The following is a 1120-nucleotide window of genomic DNA, read 5'->3' on the forward strand; positions in this document are numbered from 1 at the left end:
GGCGGCGGTGAGCAGCATCGTCTCCCGGCGCCGCACGAACTCGGGGCCCTCGTGGCGGAGCCACTCGGGAAAAAGATCCCGCAGCGAGAAGACGACTGAGGTTCCGCCACCCGACCCCTACGCGGACCAGACCCGGCGACAGGAGCCATCAGTCCCGGGGGCCGCCTGCGACGTAGAGGACCTGGCCGGAGACGAAGCCGGAGCGCTCGTCGAGGAAGAACGAGGCGGCGTTGGCGATGTCGTCGGGTTCGCCGGCGCGGGCCACGGGGATGGTGGAGACGGCGGCCTTCGAGAAGTCCTCGAAGGAGGCGCCGACGCGCTCGGCGGTCGCCTTCGTCATGTCGGTGGCGATGAAGCCGGGCGCGATGGCGTTGGCGGTGACGCCGAACTTGCCGAGCTCGATCGCCAGCGTCTTCGTCAGGCCCTGCAGCCCGGCTTTCGCCGTGGAGTAGTTGGCCTGGCCGCGGTTGCCGAGCGCCGAGGTGCTGGAGAGGTTCACGATGCGGCCCCACTTGGCCTCGACCATGTACTTCTGGGTGGCCCGGCTCATCAGGAACGCCCCGCGCAGGTGCACCGACATCACGGTGTCCCAGTCGGAGTCGGACATCTTGAACAGCATGTTGTCCCGCAGCACGCCCGCGTTGTTCACCAGCGCCACGGGGTCGCCGAGTTCGGCGGCGACCCGCTCGACGGCGGCGGTGACCTGGTCGGAGTCGCTGACATCGGCCCCCACGGCCAGCGCCTTGCCGCCCGCGGACTCGATCGCCGACACCGTCTCGGAACAGGCCTGCTCGTCGAGGTCGATCACCGCCACGGCGAACCCGTCCTGGGCGAGCCGTTTCGCGGTGGCCGCGCCGATCCCACGGGCGGCACCGGTGACGATCGCGGTCTTCTGCGGCATGAGTCCCTCACTTCGTCGTCGAGTTTCCAGCTCTGCGGGCAAAGCCCACAACTACGAGTCTTGCAAAACGCCCGTCGTCCTGTCAGCGGCGAAGCCGCTGAGCAGTGACCAGCTAGAGCAAGAAGACCACCGGCGGGTTCTCAGTCGTCTTCTCGCGAGGACAGCTTTTTCCCTCGTGGCGGAGCCACTTGGGAAAAAGATCCCGCAGCGAGAAGACGA

The 1120-nt window shown here is 68.1% G+C and carries 1 protein-coding gene; it reads right to left on the bottom strand.

Going from position 1 to position 1120, the window contains the following annotated elements; translation table 11 throughout:
* Positions 1-148: 148 nt before the first annotated feature.
* Positions 149-901: a 3-oxoacyl-ACP reductase FabG gene (fabG, locus tag ACWD38_RS30340; RefSeq protein ID WP_184480723.1), complete on the bottom strand. Its 753-nt coding sequence runs from the start codon at positions 899-901 to the stop codon at positions 149-151.
* Positions 902-1120: the final 219 nt, after the last annotated feature.

The organism is Saccharopolyspora sp. NPDC002578 (assembly GCF_053592695.1).

Bases quoted from the DNA above. Each gene is read 5' to 3' on its own strand.
- fabG (WP_184480723.1), bottom strand. From the start codon at position 901: ATGCCGCAGAAGACCGCGATCGTCACCGGTGCCGCCCGTGGGATCGGC.